The organism is Alteromonas macleodii ATCC 27126 (assembly GCF_000172635.2).
Taxonomy (GTDB): Bacteria; Pseudomonadota; Gammaproteobacteria; order Enterobacterales; family Alteromonadaceae; genus Alteromonas; species Alteromonas macleodii.
The window spans coordinates 2,490,888-2,512,174 of sequence record NC_018632.1; the positions used below are offsets into that span (position 1 = coordinate 2,490,888).

Below are 21,287 nucleotides of genomic sequence, written 5' to 3' on the forward strand. Positions count from 1 at the left end.
TTTTATGACATTAGGACAAACAATGAAAGCACGTGTTTCTTGGGATCAAGATTTAACTTTTACAGGAACTACAGACAGCGGTTACAAAACGGTGATGGACGGCAGCGGTAAGGCTGTATCTCCGATGGAATCAGTGCTGTTGGCAGTTGGTGCATGTTCAAGTATTGACGTGGTAGATATTCTTAAAAAAGGGCGCTTTAACATTGAAGCCTGTAACTGTGAATTAGAAGCTGAACGCGCTGAAGAGCCGCCTCGTGTATTTACTAAAATTCACGCGCATTACACAGTGTCAGGTGAAGGCATTAGTGAAAAGGCCCTTGCTCGCGCTGTGCAGCTTTCTGCAGAAAAATACTGTTCCGTCATGCTAATGCTAACGGGTAATGTTGAGATCACTACAAGCTATACTTTGGTTTAATGAACTATAGTAGAACCAGCCTCTTTTTAGCGATTCTCGCTAAGCATTAGTAGAAAAGGCCAACCACTTGGGTTGGCTTTTTCGTTGAAACTGTTTGTTACACTCATAAGTGATTGATATTATTAACAATTAACATTAGTTAACATCTTTGGCATATTAGCTGCTGTATATGGTCATTATTATATAACGACAACTACGTTAGGGTTATTGACCATGGAAACTACAACGCACAGCAACACCTCTTTGTCACCATCACATTCTTTATTACCGTTTTCGCCAACATCACTCAAATTACTTGTTGGAAGCGGTATTGTTGCCCTTACTCTCTCGATGACAGCATGTTCTGATGCTGATGCCATTAACGACCAAGCCAACGCCACCGAAGTTGAAGAAACCGTTTTTGCTATTCCCGTTGAAACCCAAACCATTGTTACTGGCGACATCACGTCCACTTACGATACAACCGCTATTTTAGAAGCCCGTGAAGAAGCATTTGTGGTTGCGCGAGCGTCTGGAATTATCGAAGAAATCTTCGTAGAAGAAGGTGATTATGTTGAAAAAGGCCAGGTACTAGCACAGCTTGATAAACGCCGCTACGAGCTGAACTTATCAAAAGCTTTGGCTGATTTAGCTGGTATTGAAAGCGAACTAGAAAAGGTCAACAAAGTCTATTCCAAAAAGCTTATCAGCGATGACACTTACGACAAGCTCACTTCGCAATTTGAATCAGCAAAAGCGTCTGTACGCTTGGCTGAACTTGATTTGAAAGAAGCAACGATCACAGCACCGATTGATGGATACATTGCAGAAAGGAATGCCAAAGTGGGCAACCTGACTGAATCGTTCCAACGGGAGAGAATGTTCCATATCGTTCAGCAACGTAATCTTCAAGGCATTGTGTATCTGCCTGAAAATGAGCTACCTAACGTAGTGATTGGACAAGGTGCAATGCTTACCGTGGCGGCTTTAGGCGACAGAAGTATCACCGCGAGTGTTGAACGTATAAGCCCGGTCATCGATGCGACCACCGGCACGTTCAAAGTAACCTTAAAAGTACCTAACGAAGATAACAAACTTAAAGCCGGCATGTTTACCGATGTGTCACTTGAGTACGCAACACATGCTAACGCCACGTTGTTGCCTCGTAGAGCGCTAGTTACCATCGATAATAATCATAGTGTATTCGTTGTCGACAACGGCAAAGTTAAAAAAGTTGATATTTCTACAGGTTTTGAAAACAACGAAGTCGTTGAAGTTATTAATGGTTTAAACGGTAATGAAGAAGTGGTTACCGCAGGCCACCAAAACTTGAAAGACAGCGCCCCTGTTGAAGTAGTTAACAGCTAATTCGGCCCAACAAGGAACTCACACAATGCGTATTGTAGATATTGCTGTAAAGCGCCCTGTTGCCGTTAGTATGTTCACTTTTGCGGTATTGCTATTTGGTATGGTGTCGTTAGGCAGACTGTCGGTTAACCTACTGCCTGACTTATCTTACCCTACTCTCACCATTCGTACTGACTACGACGGTGCAGCGCCAGGCGAAGTCGAACAACTGGTTTCAAAGCCCATTGAAGAAGCCATTGGCGTAGTAAAAGGCGTACGTAAAGTCACGTCCACATCGCGTGCAGGCCAGTCTGACGTAGTGCTTTCATTTGCATGGGGTACTGATATGGATTTCGCGAGCTTAGAAGTGCGCGAGAAACTTGATGTATTACAACTTCCCCTTGATATAGAAAAACCAAGACTCCTTCGTTTTAACCCAAGTCTAGACCCGGTAATTAAACTGGGGCTGACGGCACAACGCGATACGTCAGGTTTAAGCGTAGCGCAAATGAAGCGATTACGTTTATATGCCGAACAGCAAGTAAAACGAGCTTTAGAGTCGGTAGAAGGTGTGGCAGCCGTGCGCGTTGGCGGTGGTTTAGAAAACGAAATACACATCCTTATCGACCAGCAGAAAGCCAGTCAGCTGTCTATTCCCATTACCCGAATTATTGACCGGGTCAGTGCCGAAAACATTAACGCGGCCGGCGGTCGAATTGATAACGCAGCCCAAGCGTTTTTGGTCAGAACCCTGAATCAGTTTGAAACACTCAGCGATATCGAAAACCTTTTCATTGGGCGTTTTGAAGGCAGAAACATTCAACTTAAAGACGTGGCAACGGTTGAGAGTGCTTATAAAGATCGTGATGTGGTAACGCGCTTTAACGGCAATGAAGGCATTGAAATTGCCATTTATAAAGAAGGCGATGCTAATGCGGTTAACGTTGCGCAAAAGGTGGCTAGCCGGTTAAATGAGGTGAACAACAACCTGCCTTCTAACTACACGCTTAGCGAAATATACGATCAAAGCGTGTTCATCAAGCAAGCCATAGACAACGTGAAGTCAGCGGCAGTGATGGGCGGTATTTTAGCCATGTTAGTGCTGTACCTTTTTCTTAAAGACTTCTGGGCTACCGTTATTATCTCGGTTTCTATTCCGGTATCAGTAATTGCCACCTTTAATCTAATGTATGCCAACGATATAAGCTTAAACATGATGAGCTTAGGTGGTATCGCGCTTGCTGTTGGATTATTGGTAGATAACAGCATTGTTGTGCTTGAAAATATCGATCGTCATAAGAAGTTAAAAATGGCTGGAAGTGATAACGCTACAGCTAATGAAAAAACGACGGCAGAAGCCACAGAAACTGAGGCATCTGCCGCTAGCGAAGGAACAAAAGAAGTCTCTGGCGCAATTGTGGCTTCTACACTGACCACTATGGCCGTGTTTGTGCCGCTAATATTTGTAGAAGGTATTGCAGGTCAGCTGTTTAAAGACCAAGCGTTGACCGTCTCGTTCGCTTTAGCTGCATCGCTTGTTGTCGCGCTTACACTAATTCCTGCGATGGCACACAAAAAGAAAAAGCAACAGCTCGATCACGAAGAGGTGTTCACTACACCAGCGCCTCCCCCTCCTACGTCAACGTTTGGCAAAGTTATGTATTACCTTACCCTACCAATCCGTTGGGTATTCAGACTTATCTTTGTATTTTTACCTGCAGCTTTGGTCACCTTGGTGATAGGTGCATGGCATATCGTCAGCAAATTACTGAGCGTTGCGTTTAAACCACTTATTTGGGTATTTAACAAAGGGTTTGACCTTCTCGCTTCCGCCTATGAAAAACTGCTACGTATAAGCCTTCGAGCAAAAGCACTGGTACTTGCCATTGCCTTTGTACTTGCGGCGGGCGCGGTGTTGCTGATACCGAGATTGGGCATGGAACTTATCCCCACCCTATCACAAGGCGAGTTCTCGGTAGAAGTGACCCTCCCTGCAGGATCGCCACTAGCGCGTACCGACGCTATTATCAGCGAACTTGCAGCGGTTGCAGTAAATAACAATGATGGCGGCGAAACCATGGTGCTTCGCACGTATGCCATGTCTGGTACAGGAAGCCTTATCAGCGCAGCGCCTAACCAAGGTGGTGATCATTGGGGTCGTTTAAACATTGTCATGCAGCCTACGGCGACAGCTAGCGACATGGACGATGTGAAGCGTGCGCTTCGTGATTACCTAGCCTTCAAACCTCAGGTTCAGGCAACGTTTTCAGAGCCAGAGCTATTTAGCTTTGCCTCGCCTATTCAAATTGAAATTGCGGGCTACGACCTTAATCAATTACAGCAGTATGGCGACGCCATTGCGACAAAACTTGCCAGTTACAGTAATTTTGCCGATGTAACTACTAGCATTCGTGACGGAAACCCAGAGCTTAAGATAGCCTTCCATCACGCTAAGCTTGCTCGACTTGAGCTTGATGCATCAACCGTTTCTCAGCTTATTGCAGCCAAAGTAGGTGGCCGTGTCGCTACACAGTACAGTGTTGAAGATAGAAAGGTGGATGTGCTAGTAAGAACGCAAGAAAACCAGCGAGATGACATCGCCAGCGTGCGTGCCATTGTTGTTAATCCAGGCTCTGCACAACCTATTCCATTAAGTGCCGTGGCAGACGTTTACATGAGTGTAGGTCCTAGCGAGATCACCCGCGTTGGACAGCAGCGTGTAGCGCTGGTATCTGCGAATTTAGCTAAGGGTAAGCTTGATGAAGCAGTTGCCGTTGCCAATAAAGTCATTGATGAAACCCAACTTCCTCTATCTTTAAGTGCAACAGTAACTGGACAAAGTGAAGACATGCAAAGCAGCTTCCGTTCGCTACAGTTTGCCCTAGCACTTGCGGTGTTCATGGTGTATTTGGTTATGGCGTCACAGTTCGAGTCGCTGCTGCACCCTCTGCTTATTTTGTTCGCAGTGCCGCTAGCCGGTGCAGGTTCCGTGTATGGATTGTGGCTTACCAATACGCCGCTAAACGTGGTGGTATTTATCGGTTTGATTATGCTGTGCGGTATTGTAGTGAACAACGCTATTGTATTAGTTGACCGTATAAATCAGTTACGCCGTCAAGGAGTAGATAAAGACACCGCTATTCTAGATGCTGCAAAGACCCGCCTGCGCCCCATTGTGATGACTACACTTACTACGGTGTTGGGTCTATTGCCTATGGCGTTTGGTTTTGGTGAAGGTGCTGAAATTCGCACGCCAATGGCCATCACTGTTATTTACGGCCTTCTGTTTGCAAGCTTGCTCACCCTCATTTTACTGCCAGTGCTTTACAGCCTGTTCGACGTGAAGAAAAACGTTGCGCAGAAAACGTCTGTTAACACTAATGCGGGCTTTGGTGACGAAGGAGCAATGTCGAAAGGAGGTGTACTATGAGTACACCTTCTCACAACGCTAATAACAGTTCTGAAACCCACACTGACAAGCGCCAAACACGTGACCCGAATCAACGCGAGACAGACATAGCTCCACAGCCGCACCTTTCAAAAATTGCAGGTATAGGCGCCTCGCTTGCACGCTTTGCGTTAAATAAGCCCGTTACCATCGGAATGCTGTTTTTGTCTATGTTGCTGTTCGGCATTGTATCTGGCCGCTTATTGCCTTTAGAGAAATTCCCTGGGATTGATATTCCAGAAATGGTAGTGCAAATCCCCTACCCTGATGCAACGCCAGTTGAGATTGAAACCATGATCACCCGCCCGGTTGAAGAGGCCGTTGCTACCATGTCGGGGATAAAGCGATTAAGGGCACGGTCGTACGACAATATGGCTGAGGTCATTGTAGAGTTCGATTGGGATGAAAACCTTAAAGCCAAAAGTATTGAAGCGCGGGAGAAGATTGACGCTATTCGCCACGAACTTCCTGACGATATAGAGCGGATCATGGTGTATAAATTTAACACCAACGATATGCCTATATTCCAGCTGCGTGTATCGAGCGACCGCGACTTATCAAATGCTTACGACTTGCTTGAACGTAACCTTAAGCGACCGCTAGAGCGTGTTCCGGGTGTATCGAAAGTTGAGCTATACGGCACCATGAAGCGTCAAATTACTATTCGCTTAGATCCTAAGAAAATGGCGGCCTACCAAATAGACGGTACACGCTTAGAGCAGCAGCTTCAAAACGCCAACTTCTCGCTAACCGCGGGCTATATGTACAATAACGGTGAAAAAATTCTGGTTAACCCAACTGGCGAATTTACCGATGTAAACGACTTTAAAAATATGTGGGTTACCCGCAGCGTTCGCTTGTCTGATATTGCCAGCGTGACTTACGAGCTTCCTCAACGCAATGAAGGACGTCATTTAGATCGCACCTTTGCGGTAGGCTTTAACGTATTTCGCGAATCGGGCAGCAATCTTGTAGAAGTTTCCGACGCGGTAATGAAGGTTATCGAAAAAGCCAAGGAAGACCCTGAGTTTACAGGCATTAGTTTATTTGTAATGGACGACACCGCGAAAAGCGTGACTTCGTCGCTGAGCGATTTGCTAAACGCAGGCCTTTTAGGTGCGTTACTTTCAGTTATTGTGCTGTACTTATTTTTGCGCCAGCTTACCACCACCTTAATCGTCGTGCTTTCAGTGCCATTCTCAATTTGTATTACCTTAGGTGTGATGTATCTATTAGGTTATACACTCAACATCTTATCGTTAATGGGCCTCATGCTAGCGGTAGGTATGCTGGTAGACAACGCCGTGGTGATCACTGAAAGCGTATTTCAAGAACGCCAACAAGAGGGAGACATTAAGCGAGCCACCCAGATTGGTGTAAACAAAGTCAGTCTTGCGGTCATTGCCGGAACAGCAACCACGGCAATAGTGTTTTTACCTAATATTATTGGGGTAAAAATAGACGTGACTATTTTCTTAGAGCACGTTGCTGTGGCTATCTGTATATCTCTGTTCGCGTCGCTTTTCATTGCTAAAACACTTATTCCCTTGCTGACAACTAAGGTAAAGATCCCTGTTGTAGAAACGCCTCAAACACCGTCCTACATAAAAGGCTATGGTCGTGCGCTTAACTGGATGTTGAAACACCAGGGTGTAACTTGTGTTATTGCTCTGCTTATTCTCGCGTCGACCTTTGTGCCTATGCAGGTGGTAACGTCTGACGATGAGGGTAACGACAACCAAGAGCGCATTTGGCTTAATTACCATGTGACACAAAACTTCACCTTGGATGAAGTGGAAAAAACCGTAAATAAAATGGAAGCATATCTTTATGAAAACCAAGAACGCTTTCATATTAAGCAGGTGTATACCTATTTTACTGCCGGCCATGCAGTAAGCGGTATCACGCTTAATGACGAGTTGCCCGTAAGTGTGGGTAAAATTAAGGAGGATATTCGCGAAAACATGCCTTCATTCGTGCGTGCTCGCCCCTCTTTCCAGTGGGATAGCGGCAACGGTGGTGGCGTGAGAGTAACGCTGTTGGGCGAGTCTTCAGAAACCTTGCTCACTATTTCAGAGCAAATCATTCCTATTCTTTCCACCATAGATGGGTTGGAAGATGTAAAAGCCGACACGGGATCTACCCGCGATGAGGTTCAAATACGCATAGACAGAGAGAAAGCAAATCGCTTCGGCATACAAGTAAACGATGTGGCTAAACTTATCTCTACGGCACTACGCGGAAGTAATTTACGTACATTCCGCTATGGTGACGCCGGAGAAGTGGCGGTGCAGCTTAAGTTTGGCAGCGATATTCAAGCCTCGCTAAGCGAACTTAAGAACATCAATATTGGGTTTACGCAGGGTCAATCGGTAACGCTGAACATGATTGCAGATTTCTCTGTGGTGCCACAGCTTTCGCAAATTAACCGCAACTATCGTCAAACAGCGCTAGCTATTGGTGCAAACTTAGAGGGTGAACCACCACCGAACAAGCTCGTGAGCGCATAGAAAAAGCATTAGCTAATATCGAATTGCCGACAGGCTATAAGTGGACGCTAGACGGCAGCTTCTCTCGCCAGGATGAAGCCAATGCCGTAATGCAAATGAATATGCTATTAGCGCTTTGCATGATATACGTTGTGATGGCCGCGCTGTTTGAATCGCTAATTCTTCCAACATCTGTAATTACGTCACTACTGTTTTCCTTTACAGGTGTTTTTTGGGCATTCATGGTTACAGGCACATCTATGTCTATCATGGGGATGATTGGCATGCTGATTCTGATGGGTATTGTGGTTAACAATGGCATCGTATTGGTAGACAGAATTAATCAGCTAATTAATGAAGGCTTGTCGCTGTATGACGCAGTGATTGAAGGATGTATGACACGTATCAGGCCTATTCTGATGACAGTAGCCACTACAGTTCTAGGGCTTATTCCACTTGCGATGGGGAGTACTCGAATTGGTGGCGACGGTCCTCCCTACTCGCCAATGGCCATTGCAATCATTGGTGGGCTGGTGTTCTCAACACTAACCAGCTTGTTCTTAGTACCACTTGCTTACGTGTTGCTACTAAAGCTTAGGTTTAAAACGCAACGTTTGTTTAAAACCAGTAAAGCGCGTGTAGCCACGTATATTAAAATCGCTAATTAAGGCGCACACTTTAAAAAAAGTAAGACAAAAAGCGGGTCTAGTTTTCACCATTTACGTCAACGTGATTGACGATGAGTGCAAGCTAGCCCGCTTTTTCTGGATTTATCGTTACCGCAATCAACGCCTTAGCTACGCGACGTTAAGTATTCATGTACGGCATCAGCGTGACGTTCAACTGAAAACTCAATTAGACTACTGCCATTGCACGTCAACCCTTCTTCAGACGTTACCATACGCAACACTTCACGCTGACTAGCACCAATGCGTCCTACGTTACGTGAAAGACTAGAGCGAAGTACTCTAACGTCATCATTTATCACAGCTTTACAAAACCCTGCGAATTGGGTTTCGCCTACAAAGCGTATGTCTTTTTGCGGTGCTGCGGCAGTTGCGTTAACGCTAAATGCTGCGGTTGCAGTTACAGCTAGCACTTTTACCGCGTTGGCTAGTTTCGATTTAACTGGTTTCATGTTTAATTCCTCAATGTGTAGATAAAGGCTTTAATCAAGTTTGTGGCAAACTCTTAGTTTTTGGTTGAACAAAGCTGAACAATCAACAGTTCGCTCAACGCCCTTTATTTATGCATCAAGAATTAGAACTTTTCTGTTGAATGATTGTGTAATGGGGGTAAATGTGTGGTAAATCAGTTTGTTACACCATTGTTACAAGGCTAAATCACTGTTTTATCGAGATTAATTTAGATTACATATTACTAATGTATCTAGCGATGGAACTTGTAGGAAGAAAGAAATATAAGACTTAAGTATAAAAAGGCCCCTTTTGGGGCCTTAAAACTGTAATTTTAACAAAATATATAATGATAAAGCGCATCTAACGTACAGAAAACCTCACCATTTCCGTAATTAAATTACAGAAAGCGTGGGCAATTACTCATATTTGCGTTCGCGCTTAGTTTCAATGGCATCAATATAAGCATGCCATGACGCGTAGCCGATTATAGGCATTAACACGATAAAACCAATAAACCCGGTTACGTAACCAATCGCAACGGTGGTAAAGATGATCGCCCCCCAAATAAGCATGGGCACCTTATTAAGCCACACTGCGTTAACACTGGTTAATACAGCGGTGGCAAGGTCAACTTTGCGTTCCATCAAAATTGGTTGGGTAAACGCCGTAATGAAAAGCATGGCCAATGTAAAACCCGCACCAACAATTGTGCCTAGTGCTAAAAATGGTAATAAGCTTTCTAAATCGTTTTCGATATAAGGCGGATAAAGTGCATGGATTAGCGATGCAACACGCAACCAGAATATCATCATCACCATAAGTAAAATGGCAAAGCCCCACTCGTTAAACGCATTTCTGCGCATTGCACGCAAAGAATGGCGTAACGTGGGCTTATGGCCTTTCTCCATTTCCCAGCTCACATCATAAAGACCAGCAGCCAAAAATGGACCTACCAACATAAAGCAAACAATGGCCGGTAGAATGACCAAGTGCCAACCTGTCATTTCAACCAAGTACATAATAAACCACGGAATAACCGCGAAGAGAACGCCATAAAACAATGTGAGACCTGGTGCGCGCATAGCGTCTCGTAATGCCAATGACAACCATTTTATAGGGTCGCCAACGTCTAATTCTTTACAGGGAATAACGCGTGCTATACCACTTTGCGTGATTGCATTCTCTGGTGTTTCTTTGAAATGGTGCGACATATTCTTATCACCTCTGCTTGTTAGCCTGTTTGTTACTAACGCGTTTTTTATACACGCCTTACTACTACGATAGGCGCTGAATGAAAAGTTCACAAGCTATTAACATAAATTTATACTTAAGTGACAAGCGGATCATTCATCTCGTTATGTGGTTAATAAATAGCCACTTGGTGAAAAAAGTAGTGCTTAAAGCAGAAATACTGCAAAAAGGCCATCGCATATGGCTTTGTATTGCGATAATCTCAGGGTATGTAAATCAACCAGATAGACCATGAAAACTGTATCTCGCTCACATAAATTAGATAACGTTTGTTACGACATTAGAGGCCCAATCGCTGCGCAAGCACGCAAAATGGAAGACGAAGGACACCGCATATTAAAGCTGAATATCGGTAACCCTGCCCCATTTGGATTTGAAGCCCCTGACGATATCGTAAAAGACGTTATTCATAACCTGCCTACGTCTCAAGGATATTCAGACTCGACAGGAATTTATGCTGCCCGTGTGGCCGTGATGCAGTACTACCAGCAGCGCAACATTAAAGACATCCGTGTAGACGACGTTTATATTGGTAACGGCGTATCTGAGTTAATTATGATGGCAATGCAGGCGCTACTTAATCATGGCGATGAAGTGCTTATTCCAAGCCCTGACTACCCGCTTTGGACAGCAGCAGTTAGCCTCTCGTCAGGTTCACCCGTTCATTATCGCTGCGACGAGCAAGCAGGCTGGTTCCCAGATATTGACGACATAAAAAGTAAAATCACCAGTAAAACTCGCGCGATCGTACTGATCAACCCTAACAACCCAACCGGCGCAGTTTACGACAAAGCCCTTTTACAAGATGTGGTTGAAGTCGCCCGCGAACACGGACTTGTTGTATTTAGCGACGAGATTTACGACAAAATTCTTTACGATGAAGCAAAACACACCAGTATTGCTTCACTGGCTGACGATGTTTTTTTTGTTACCTTTGGCGGTTTAAGCAAAACTACCGCGTGGCGGGCTTTCGATCAGGTTGGTTAGTTGTCAGCGGCAATAAGCGCCTGGCGTCGGACTATATTGAAGGGCTTAATATTCTGTCTTCCATGCGAATGTGCGCTAACGTACCGTGTCAAAGTGCTATTCAAACTGCGTTAGGCGGCTATCAAAGCATTGACGACTTGGTGAAAGAAAACGGGCGTCTTCGCATTCAGCGCGACGTGACTACAGATATGCTAAACGGCATTGACGGTATTTCGTGCGTTAAACCTAAAGGTGCCATGTATTGTTTCGCTAAAGTGGATGAGAAGAAATTCAACATTCAAAACGACGAACAAATGGTGCTGGACTTATTAAGCTCTGAAAAAATTCTGCTGGTACATGGTCGCGCGTTTAACCTTACTGAAGGCACGTATTTCAGATTAGTATTTTTACCGCACAGCGATGTATTAGTGCCTGCACTACATCGTATTGGCAACTTCTTTAGAACGTATAAGCAAGGGGCGTAATGTGTCTGATAAAAGTCACTTTTTTGCGCACCTGGCGCGCTTAAAGCTTATTAATCGCTGGCCGCTAATGCACAACGTGCGCACAGAAAATGTGCAGGAGCACAGTTTGCAGGTGGCCATGGTTGCCCACGCACTTGCTTTAATAAAAAATAAGTTTTTTGGCGGCACACTAAACCCTGATCGTATTGCTACCATGGCAATATTTCACGACGTGTCGGAGGTGCTCACCGGAGACCTGCCTACTCCAGTAAAATACTTTAACCCTGCGATTAAAGAAGAATACAAAAAGATCGAAAAAATTGCAGAGAACAAGCTCATTGAAATGGCGCCTGAAGCGTTTCGTGAAGACTATGCGGCACTGATTGATCATCACTACCATAGCGAAGAAGAAGCTTTTATTGTGAAAGCAGCAGACGTACTTTGCGCTTACCTAAAAACGCTTGAAGAATTAGCTGCTGGTAACCAAGAGTTTAAGCTGGCTAAGAAAAGATTAGATAAAACCCTTAAAGAATATCATTCTGAAGAGGTGGACTACTTCTTAACGCGTTACGTACCAAGCTTTTCTTTAAGTCTTGATGAAATTACGCAAGACGATATGTGAGCGAGGCGGCTAACAGCCCATAAATCACTATACTGACGAATAGAAGTAGCATACACAGCAAGGCAGCGAGGTTTTTTTGGCAACAAGCGATTGGGAATTAGCATTACACGAGCGTCGTTTACCCCGTAGCGAAACAAGAGACGGCGATCATCGCAATCCATATCAACGTGATAAAGCGCGCGTTCTTCACAGCGCCGCCTTTCGTAGATTGCAGGCAAAAACCCAGGTGCTCGGTGTGGGGCTGAGCGACTTCTATCGCACTCGACTAACCCACTCTCTAGAAGCCGCCCAAATTGGCACCGGTATTACTGCCCAACTTTGGGTGAAATTTCCAGATATTGCCTCGACGTTAGCGCTTGATCCTACGTTAATCGAAACCCTCTGTTTGGCTCACGATATTGGTCATCCCCCATTCGGCCATGGTGGTGAAATTGCGCTTAATTACATGATGCACCAATACGGCGGGTTTGAAGGAAACGGACAAACTTTTAGGATCATCACTCAGCTAGAGCCCTATACCGCCGAACACGGCATGAATTTATGCAGAAGAAGCGTGTTAGGCTTGGTTAAATATCCGAATTTTATCGATGCCCTTCATAGTAAAGGACCTACGCCAGAGCGCCCTGTTTCACTTCGTCAGGTGAAGGCCCACGACTGGCATCCGCCAAAAGGTCTGTTTCGCTGCGATGAGCCCCTGTTCGACTGGCTACTTACGCCATTTAGCAATGAAGATAAAGATGGGTTTATGCAGTTTACTGCAAAACTGAATGCACACAGTAAAACGCAATTTAAATCGTTCGACTGCTCAATTATGGAACTGTCTGACGATATCGCCTATGGCATTCACGACTTAGAAGATGCCATTGTAATGGATATGGTCGACAAGCATCACTTTGTCGAGGATGTAACCACGCCGCTAAAAGCGCTAGATGTACCGTGGCTGTCAGACAATATAGAAGTGCTAACCAATAAGCTATTTAGCGCTGCACATCACGAAAGAAAAAATGCCATAGGCGCGCTGGTAAATAGCTTTATTACAGCTATTGAAATAAAAGGCGTTGAGGGTTTCGCTCACCCGTTACTGGCGTTCAACGCCGTAATGCCTGAACATTTTGCACAAGCCTTGGAGCTTTTCAAACGCTTTGTGTTTAACAAAGTAATACGCCGCCCCGATGTGCAGCTTCTTGAATACAAAGGACAGCTGGTGGTTATGGAGCTTTTTGAAGCCTTTGCATCAGATCCCGACCGCTTACTTCCCGAAAACACTCAAGTTCGCTGGCGTAAGGCCTGCGAGAGCGGCAATGGTATGCGCGTTCTCGCCGACTATATATCGGGTATGACCGATGAATTCGCATCTCGCCTATACAGTAATATCTTTTCACCTAAACAAGGCGGTATTCAAGATAGTCTGCATATGTAGATTGTTTTGTTTTTCCAAATTAATTGAAATGAAAAGACCGTACTCTCGGTCTTTTTTATTATGTTGAACTTACTCGTTACATTAACGTAGCTAAATGTACTGGGCGAAGTGACGACCATTTCTCATAGTCTTATCATAATTTAGGTGACGTAATGCCAAAACCATTTAAACCCTCAGTAAAATTAACTGATAACGACGTAACCAATGAAGACGTTTACAAGAGTCGCCGTTCATTGCTCAAATCTATGGGCTTTGTGGGAGCGTCTACGCTGTTGGCGAAGTCGGCAGGCGCTGCCGGTTGGTTTTGGGAAGATGAAGAAGAGAAGGCAGCGTTTAAGGGAAAGGCGCTGGAGTTTAGTCAGCCCCCTGAGTTTCAAATAACGGAAACCCGAACGCCTGAAGATAAAGTGACCAGCTACAACAACTTCTATGAGTTTGGCACATCTAAAGATGCACCAGCCAAAAATGCGACTGAATTTCAAACTAATCCATGGACGTTAAAAGTTGACGGGATGGTTAAAAACCCCATTGAGCTTGATCACGATGCCTTGACAAAGCGTTTTCCCCTTGAAGAACGCATTTACCGCTTGCGCTGTGTGGAAGCATGGTCGATGGTGGTGCCTTGGATTGGGTTTGAGTTGGGGGCGTTGTTAAAACAAGTCGAGCCATTAATGTCAGCCAAGTATGTGGCGTTTGAAACCCTGTACGACCCTGAGCAAATGCCCGGTCAACGAAGCCGCTTTACCGGTGGTGGTATTGATTACCCTTACGTAGAGGGTTTGCGTCTTGACGAAGCCATGCACCCGTTAACGCTCATGTCGGTTGGTCTTTACGGGAAGACCTTGCCACCTCAAAACGGTGCGCCTATCAGGCTTGTTGTACCGTGGAAGTATGGTTTTAAGAGCATTAAGTCTATTGTGAGAATTCGCCTTACCGATAAGAAACCGCCTACCACATGGAATCGACTGGCCGCCAACGAGTATGGCTTTTACGCCAACGTGAATCCAAACGTGTCGCACCCAAGGTGGAGCCAGGCCAGCGAGCGTAGAATAACCACAGGTGGGCTACTCGCCAGAAATCGCATCGACACCCAAATGTTCAACGGTTACAGCGAAGTCGCGCCGCTATACAAAGATATGGACTTATCCCGTTATTACTAGCTGGTACGTTTTATAGGGCTACGAGCAAATAGCTAGCTCTTCTAACCAATATCTCATGACCGAAGCTATTAAACATTATTATTAAGTTGTTCATTTAATGCCGTTAAGAAAAAAACCATTTCGACTCTCTGTTTGGCAACGCCGCAGCCTAAAAGGTCTTATTCACCTTTTCGCATTGGGCTATATCGCCTGGTTGTTTTTTGCAGGGGTAACCGATCAGCTTGGTCCAGACCCTGTAAACACGCTCATCAATGAGACTGGAACCTGGGCAATTCACTTTCTTTTACTAACGCTTACTCTTAGCCCACTTGCTAAATGGCTACCAAGCCCAGAACCGATGCAATTCAGACGTATGATTGGCGTATACACCTTTGTGTACGCCTTTGCACACCTGCTCACATACATTGTGTTTGAAATCCAGCTTGATATGGCACTAGTGGCTAGCGAGATAGTAAGCAGGCCATACATCATTGTTGGCATGGCAGCGTTACTTCTTCTTTTTGCTCTCACCGCTACGTCGTTCAAGCATATCCAGCGCAACATGGGAAAAAAGTGGCAGAATCTTCACAACAGCATTTACCTGATCCTGCCCCTTGCACTACTTCATTTCAGCTGGTCGCAGAAGACGTTTTGGCAAGAGCCCGTTTGGTATTGGATGATTGGACTGATATTAATGAGCCCAAGAATGAAGCAGTGGTATGTGAGGTATCAGAAGAAAAGTCAAAAGAAGTCGAGAGACAAAAACGCAGTGGTGTGAGAAAACTAAAGTCGAAAACCTTTTAAACAAGCACGTACAGCAACGCAGCATAACGCGCTGTTTTGCTAAGCGTTACCGCGAGAATAAAAAACCAAAACGGGTTTCTAAGTACACCTGCTACTAAAGTGATAGGGTCGCCAATAATAGGTACCCAGCATAAAAACAAGCTCCACTTCCCCCACTTTGTAAAGGTGTAGCTTGCACGTTTAAACGCCGCTTCGCTCACTTTTAACTTATCGGTCGCAATTTCTTTTCCGAACTTGAAGCCCAATGCATAATTAACCACCGAGCCAAGTACATTTCCCAACGAAACAACAACAAGCAACAACACCCAGTTCAACCCACTACTGTATAAAGCACTAAGCACGATTTCAGAACTAAAAGGCAATATAGTGGCTGCCAAAAATGCCGATAAGAACATCCCCAAGTAGCCTAAATGTATTAATGCGCTCAACGCTCCTCCAGCTTTATACAGTAGTTTTCTATGTAAAATTCGCGCGCATCTTACCTTAATCGGAGTATGAATACTTCCTTCAGAATTCGATAGCACAAAAAAACCATTATCTTTTATGTAGTTACTGAGAAAACACCAATTTGTGTGAAAAAAGTACAACTAAATACTTGCCAAAGTCCTCCTTTAAGAATACTGTATACACATACACACTGTACAAACAACCAGTATCAATCAATAACAATATTCCTGAAGTTCGATTTATGAACTTAAGGGCAAATGCATAAAGGGTTTTACTATGAACACATCTTCAGTTTCACGATTCAATGCTTTACGCGCTTCGGTTTCAAATGTTGTTCAACTACCTTTGCCGATAGAAGGGTTTCCTAGCGAAAAACAAGGTAATGGAAAAGGAAGTAACGACAAAGGTTGGAATTATCTGCTTTCAAATACGGTGTCGTTTTCGAAAACTGTAGATCACGCTATCCGTATTCAAAAACCTGAAAAAGAAAAAATGCCTGAATGGATCAGTAAGCTGATTACAGGTGGCCAGTGTAAAACACTGTATGTGGAAAACATTGATTTAGACCTTCAACCAACCGACAGTGAAATGATCAGAAAGCTGTGTGAGCTTTACTCTGTCAGCCTGGTGAATGTACGTGTTAACAGCATTAATGACGAACAAAACGTAGCATTAGGTCCTTGGTAATACAAAGCCTGTTTATGCTTACATTTTACGTTTGCCTGAGTAGCGGTGCGTAAACAAAACCTAAATATCTATTTTCATACAACTCTTTGGCTTGGAATTTCTGACATGTACCCTCTGGCATGGACCGCCAAGGAATCTTTGAATATCGGCAATATTTACGTCTAAAAAAGTTGGGGCTCACGCAACTTATACTTATACTGTAGCGCTTTGTTTTACTCTTAAACTGCGAGTTGTCTTATGCGCTGCTACTGTTGCTCATCAAAATCCTTCGACGAATGCTGCGGGCCTTTTATTAAGGGTGATAAACACCCTAGTTCTGCAGAGCAACTTATGCGCTCCCGTTTTTCAGCCTACGCTACAGCGCATTATCAGTATATTCTTGAAACCTACACCAAAGAAAAGCAGCAGGGTCTTTCTGTAGAGGATTTGGCGCAAAGCGCACAAGGTGCGACATGGTTCGCACTTAAAGTTCACCCCACTCTAGCGGCTAGCTCCGTAGATAACTCCGTAGATAGCTTGGTAGGTAACTCGGTCAGTAGTACTGAAGATAGTTCGATAGACAGTACTGTACATGCTGACGCTAAAGTCGAAGCAGTAACCAACGCCGAGCCAATCTCTAAGACTAATTTAAAGTCCATCTCCAAACCCATCACCAAACCCAATAATGCCATTGTTGAATTCACTGCTTACTATTTTGAAAATAAAAGCATGTATCAGCTTCACGAAACGTCGAATTTTAGTGTTGAAGACGGTAAGTGGCGTTACCACGACGGCGTATTACACGACGACTGCGGCAAAATTAAATACGGGAGAAACCTACCTTGTGTTTGCGGTAGCAACAAAAAATTCAAACAGTGCTGCGCAACTAAGAGCCGCTAACCCAATTGCAATAACTAACTGTACTCCCTTCCCTGCGCATCTTGATTGTTCACCTTTCCTTTAATTTAAAATTAAAGGTGAATTGAATACGTATGCATGATGTTTATTATTTGTAAACAAAATGTAAGCATTACTTTCATCTTTTATCTCGCTCCCACATAAAATAGGACACACTATGAAGATGAAGAAACATGCGGCAGGCGTTCTAATAGGCGCAGCACTGAGTACATTAAGTTATCAAAGCTATGCCGACGTTATACTACACGCATTTAACTGGACCTACGACGACGTAGCCGCAAAAGCCCAGGAAATTGCGGATCTTGGTTACACCAAAGTACTTGTTTCGCCTGCTTATAAATCGACAGGTGACCAGTGGTGGGCGCGATATCAACCACAGGACTATCGAGTTATTGATAACCCACTTGGTGACACTGCTGACTTTCAAGCGATGGTTAATGCATTAAATGCCAAAGGTGTAGAGACCTATGCGGATATTGTCTTTAATCATATGGCGAACGAAGCATGGAAACGTTCAGACTTAAACTACCCCGGAAGTGAAGTACTACAGCAATACTCATCAAATCAGGGATACTACAATGGCATCACATTATTTGGTGATGTAAGTAGCGGCCTTTTTGGCGGTGGTGACTTCCACGGTACGTATGATCAAGGTGGTCCTAAGTGCATTAGTAACTACAGCGACGTGGGCGATGTTCAGTACAATAGATTATGCGGCGCCGCGCCAGATCCTGGCTTGCCCGACCTAGACCCCAATAATTGGGTAGTAGCCCAGCAAAAAGCGTATCTTCAGGCGTTAAAAGACATGGGTGTAACCGGGTTCCGCGTTGATGCTGCAAAGCACATGACCAACTATCATATCAACGCGGTGTTCGACAGCAATATAAAAAACGGCGTGCATGTTTTCGGAGAAATAATTACCACGGGCGGTGCAGGCTCTAGTGAGTATGATAACTTCCTTGCACCTTATTTATCAGCAACAGGTCACTCGGCCTACGACTTCCCGCTTTTCGCGCAAATACGCAGTGCATTTAGCTTCGGTGGTTCGATGAATGCCTTAGTTGACCCAGGTGCGTACGGTCAGGCTTTATCAGGCGACAAGGCCATCACATTTAGTATTACCCACGACATCCCGCTAAACGACGGCTTCCGCTACCAGTTACTTGACCCTACCGACGAACATTTGGCAAATGCCTATGTACTAGGCCGTGACGGTGGTGTTCCATTACTGTACTCAGATAACAATGAAAGTGGTGATAATCGTTGGGTAGATTTGTACAAGCGTGATGACATCAAGGGTATGGTTAAATTCCATAACGGAGTTCAGGGCAGTGGCATGCAAGTGGTAAGTCATAATGACTGCGTTATTTTCTTCAAGCGTGACCATCAAGGCGTTGTGGGTATTAATAAATGCGCAGACGGCCAAGATATATGGGTAGATACATCTACGGACAATTTGTGGTGGTATAGAAATTACCGCGATACGTTAAGTAATGATGTGCAATATATTACAACTCAGTGGCACAAGTTCTATGTACCAGGAAGAAGCGCCCGAATGTGGCTTATGGAATAACCCATTGTTAACAAGAAAAGCCTGAACATCGATTGTTCAGGCTTTTCGTTAAGTTACCTTCTTGTCAGGCTTGTAGGATCAGGGCACAAGCACCATCTTACCTTTCACTTCCCGGTTCATTACCTTGGCCATGGCTTTCGTTGCTTGTTCTAAGGGTAATGCTTCATCTACGACCACCTTAACCTTACCTTGCACATACCAAGTTAAAAGCTCTTGCATGTTTTCCGCGAAGCCTTTTGGATCGTGCTGAGTAAACGAGCCCCAAAATACGCCCATAACCGAATAGCCTTTTACCAGCGCTAAATTAACCGGAAATTTCGGGATCTCACCGCCAGCAAAGCCAACCACAAGTAAACGCCCTTCCCATGCCATACTGCGGCTGCAAGCGTGGAATGTGTCACCGCCAACGCATTCATAAACTACATCGACACCTTTGCCGCCTGTGACTTCTTTCAGCGTTTCTTTGAGATCTTTTTCTTTGTAGTTAATTAAAACGTCTGCGCCATACTCTTTAGCAAGCGCCAGCTTTTCTTCTGTTGAGCAAACTGCAATAACTTTAGCGCCCATAATCTTGCCTATTTGCACTGCTGCTAAGCCAGTACCACCCGCTGCGCCGGTTACAACCAGTGTTTCGCCTGGCTGCAGTTTTGCGCGCTGCTTTAACGCGTGATGTGCTGTCGCATGCGCAGTTACAAGAGCAGCCCCCTCATTAACATGGATGGGATCAGGTAACGGCATAACATGAGTGGCAGGGATCAGCGCTTTTTCTGCGTAACCACCTAAGTTAGACAACGCAATAACTCGTTGCCCTTCTTTTAAATGGCTTACGCCCTCACCTACTTCAGATATGGTGCCTGCCACTTCATTGCCAGGAATAAACGGGAAGTCTGGCTGCATTTGATACAGACCTTGCACCAATAGTCCGTCTGGAAAGTTCACCCCTGCGGCTTCAACATTTACGACTACATGCCCTTTTTTTACTTCTGGGTCTGCAACGTCTTTAAATTGAAGTTCTTCAAGTGGTCCAAAAGATTCGCATACAATTGCTTTCATACTGTCTCCAGTTGCTTTGTTCGACGTGCACGCTATTGATAGCATGACCTGTCATTAAATACGTTATATGGCGTTTATTCGCTTTGGTGAATGGTTTGGTTCGCAATTTGCGCCAGAGGTCGCACCATTGCACCTAATTGCATAGCCTTCTCGCTTGACGCATTGCCATCGTGTGCGCGTTTTACCACGCCTTGTAAAATAGCGGCTAAACGGAAAAAACTAAATGCGAGGTAAAACGTCCAATTGCTAATGCTATCAATACCTCTTCGCTCGCAATACGCATTGATATATTCTTGTTCACTTGGAATGCCTAACTGCTCTCTGTCTAAACCACCTAACCCAGCTGCGTGCGCAATGTCAGAGGGAAGGCGCAACTGCATACATTGGTAAGCCAAATCGGCATACGGATGCCCCAACGTTGATAATTCCCAATCAAGTACCGCGACTACTCTTGGGTTTTTAGGGTCAGACATATCAAACATCATGTTGTCTAAACGAAAATCGCCATGGACCAACGAGACTTGACCATCATCTTTTGGCAGGTTGGCCTCAAGATACTGAATAAGACTTTCAATTTCTTCAACATGCTCAAGTTCAGATGCACGATACTGTTTTGTCCACCTGCTTAGCTGACGTTCAAAGTAGCTGCCAGGCCTTCCATAATCGCGTAAGCCTGCGCTTTCAATATCTACACTGTGAAGCGCTGCAAGCACTCGGTTCATTTCATCATACATGGCACCACGAGTAGCAGAAGATGCTATTTCAGGCAGTGCGCTATTCCAGAAAATGTCACCTTCAACATAGGCCATAATGTAAAACATGCTACCGATTATGCTGGTATCTTCACATAAATGGTACGCTTTGGGCACAGGCACTTCTGAGCCCTGCAACGCGTTGATAACGCGAAATTCTCGGTCAACTGCATGGGCCGATTTCAGTAATTTGCCCGGAGGTTGACGGCGTAATACATAAACGCCGTTATCCGTAGTAAGTTTAAACGTCGGGTTCGATTGCCCACCCGCAAATTTCTCAGCGCTTTTGACGTGCCCAATACTCGGGCACGCAGAAGATAAATACGAATTCAGCACTGCTAAATCTATGACATGTGGGGCTTTCGCATTGTCTTTAGACACATTCACTCCTTACC

General features: G+C 44.7%; 15 protein-coding genes and 2 pseudogenes. 12 read left to right on the forward strand and 5 right to left on the reverse strand.

Annotation, left to right across the window (positions count from 1 at the left end; all coding sequences use genetic code 11):
- Positions 1-22 precede the first annotated feature (22 nt).
- The 4 genes and pseudogenes from MASE_RS10640 (at position 23) to MASE_RS10655 (ending at position 8,346) form a co-directional block, all read left to right on the forward strand.
- On the forward strand, positions 23-415 hold the full coding sequence (locus MASE_RS10640; protein ID WP_014949747.1) for an OsmC family protein: 393 nt from the start codon (positions 23-25) through the stop codon (positions 413-415).
- 213 nt (positions 416-628) lie between these two features.
- The gene (locus MASE_RS10645) at positions 629-1,762 is read left to right on the forward strand and encodes an efflux RND transporter periplasmic adaptor subunit (RefSeq protein ID WP_014949748.1); all 1,134 of its coding nucleotides are present in this window, start codon (positions 629-631) and stop codon (positions 1,760-1,762) included.
- 25 nt (positions 1,763-1,787) lie between these two features.
- Entirely contained in the window at positions 1,788-5,171 is a 3,384-nt protein-coding gene (locus MASE_RS10650) for an efflux RND transporter permease subunit (RefSeq protein WP_014949749.1), read from the forward strand.
- Positions 5,168-8,346, forward strand: a pseudogene (locus MASE_RS10655) (efflux RND transporter permease subunit). Before MASE_RS10650 ends, MASE_RS10655 begins: the two are co-directional and overlap by 4 nt.
- A 125-nt stretch (positions 8,347-8,471) precedes the next feature.
- Here the strand turns inward: MASE_RS10655 and MASE_RS10660 are convergent.
- On the reverse strand, positions 8,472-8,816 hold the full coding sequence (locus MASE_RS10660; protein WP_014949750.1) for a DUF3718 domain-containing protein: 345 nt from the start codon (positions 8,814-8,816) through the stop codon (positions 8,472-8,474).
- A 417-nt stretch (positions 8,817-9,233) separates the two neighbouring features.
- The gene (locus MASE_RS10665; RefSeq protein ID WP_014949751.1) at positions 9,234-10,028 is read right to left on the reverse strand and encodes a DUF2189 domain-containing protein; all 795 of its coding nucleotides are present in this window, start codon (positions 10,026-10,028) and stop codon (positions 9,234-9,236) included.
- Between the two features lie 271 nt (positions 10,029-10,299).
- Here MASE_RS10665 and MASE_RS10670 point away from each other — a divergent pair.
- The 5 genes and pseudogenes from MASE_RS10670 (at position 10,300) to MASE_RS10690 (ending at position 15,457) form a co-directional block, all read left to right on the forward strand.
- A pseudogene (locus tag MASE_RS10670) lies at positions 10,300-11,519 on the forward strand (pyridoxal phosphate-dependent aminotransferase).
- 1 nt (position 11,520) lies between these two features.
- Positions 11,521-12,120, forward strand: coding sequence for a 5'-deoxynucleotidase (yfbR, locus tag MASE_RS10675; protein ID WP_012519109.1), 600 nt, complete (start codon positions 11,521-11,523; stop codon positions 12,118-12,120).
- Positions 12,121-12,196: 76 nt separating this feature from the next.
- Positions 12,197-13,540, forward strand: coding sequence for an anti-phage deoxyguanosine triphosphatase (locus MASE_RS10680; protein WP_014949753.1), 1,344 nt, complete (start codon positions 12,197-12,199; stop codon positions 13,538-13,540).
- A 152-nt stretch (positions 13,541-13,692) separates the two neighbouring features.
- A complete protein-coding gene (msrP, locus tag MASE_RS10685) occupies positions 13,693-14,700 on the forward strand; it encodes a protein-methionine-sulfoxide reductase catalytic subunit MsrP (protein WP_014949754.1) in 1,008 nt (335 codons plus the stop codon).
- Positions 14,701-14,797: 97 nt separating this feature from the next.
- The gene (locus MASE_RS10690; RefSeq protein WP_014949755.1) at positions 14,798-15,457 is read left to right on the forward strand and encodes a protein-methionine-sulfoxide reductase heme-binding subunit MsrQ; all 660 of its coding nucleotides are present in this window, start codon (positions 14,798-14,800) and stop codon (positions 15,455-15,457) included.
- Positions 15,458-15,479: 22 nt separating this feature from the next.
- Here MASE_RS10690 and MASE_RS10695 read toward each other — a convergent pair whose 3' ends face one another.
- Positions 15,480-15,878: a YqaA family protein gene (locus MASE_RS10695; protein WP_014949756.1), complete on the reverse strand. Its 399-nt coding sequence runs from the start codon at positions 15,876-15,878 to the stop codon at positions 15,480-15,482.
- Between the two features lie 328 nt (positions 15,879-16,206).
- Between MASE_RS10695 and MASE_RS10700 the strand changes: the two genes are divergently transcribed.
- The 3 genes from MASE_RS10700 to MASE_RS10710 all read left to right on the forward strand — a co-directional run bounded on the left by MASE_RS10700 (position 16,207) and on the right by MASE_RS10710 (position 19,087).
- The gene (locus MASE_RS10700) at positions 16,207-16,617 is read left to right on the forward strand and encodes a hypothetical protein (RefSeq protein WP_014949757.1); all 411 of its coding nucleotides are present in this window, start codon (positions 16,207-16,209) and stop codon (positions 16,615-16,617) included.
- A 237-nt stretch (positions 16,618-16,854) separates the two neighbouring features.
- Positions 16,855-17,496 carry a YchJ family protein gene (locus MASE_RS10705; RefSeq protein ID WP_041693515.1) on the forward strand — a complete coding sequence of 214 codons (642 nt, stop codon included), beginning with the start codon at positions 16,855-16,857 and terminating at the stop codon, positions 17,494-17,496.
- A 175-nt stretch (positions 17,497-17,671) separates the two neighbouring features.
- Entirely contained in the window at positions 17,672-19,087 is a 1,416-nt protein-coding gene (locus MASE_RS10710) for an alpha-amylase family protein (protein ID WP_080589184.1), read from the forward strand.
- Positions 19,088-19,165: 78 nt separating this feature from the next.
- On the opposite strand, the gene MASE_RS10715 is transcribed toward MASE_RS10710, so the two are convergent.
- Both MASE_RS10715 and MASE_RS10720 read right to left on the reverse strand, forming a co-directional pair.
- Positions 19,166-20,140: an NADPH:quinone oxidoreductase family protein gene (locus tag MASE_RS10715; RefSeq protein WP_014949760.1), complete on the reverse strand. Its 975-nt coding sequence runs from the start codon at positions 20,138-20,140 to the stop codon at positions 19,166-19,168.
- 74 nt (positions 20,141-20,214) lie between these two features.
- On the reverse strand, positions 20,215-21,273 hold the full coding sequence (locus MASE_RS10720; protein ID WP_014949761.1) for a phosphotransferase family protein: 1,059 nt from the start codon (positions 21,271-21,273) through the stop codon (positions 20,215-20,217).
- Positions 21,274-21,287: the final 14 nt, after the last annotated feature.